This is a genomic window from Streptomyces sp. SP18CS02 (genome assembly GCF_036322365.1).
Lineage (GTDB): Bacteria > Actinomycetota > Actinomycetes > Streptomycetales > Streptomycetaceae > Streptomyces.
This window is the reverse complement of sequence record NZ_JAQYXC010000278.1, coordinates 1-300: the sequence shown is the minus strand read 5'-3', so window position 1 is coordinate 300 and position 300 is coordinate 1. Positions and strand designations below refer to the sequence as shown.

The window sequence follows — 300 nt, the reverse complement described above, 5'->3', positions numbered from 1 at the left end:
TGTTTGTTGGTGGGTTTTTGTTTTTTATTTTTTTTTTTTTTTTGGTGGGGGGGGCGTTGTTTTTTTTTGTGCCTTTTTTGGGTTTTGTTGGTGTGTTTTTTGGTGCGGTGTGAATGTTCTTGTTTGTTGGGGGGGCGGGGGGGGGGTGGGGGGGGTTTTGGTGGTGTTTTTGGGGGGGGGGGGGGTTGGGTCGGGCGGGGGTGTGGTGGGGGGGGGGGTGGTGGGGGGCCGGTCGACCTCGCTGCCGTTGGTGGACCCGAGATCCTGGATCGTCGAGGGCGTTCCGGTCCGGATCTCACA

At 57.7% G+C, this 300-nt stretch carries 1 pseudogene; it reads right to left on the bottom strand.

Going from position 1 to position 300, the window contains the following annotated elements:
* Positions 1-216: 216 nt before the first annotated feature.
* Positions 217-300 (bottom strand): annotated as a pseudogene (locus PUR26_RS14230) (FHA domain-containing protein); the annotation flags it as partial.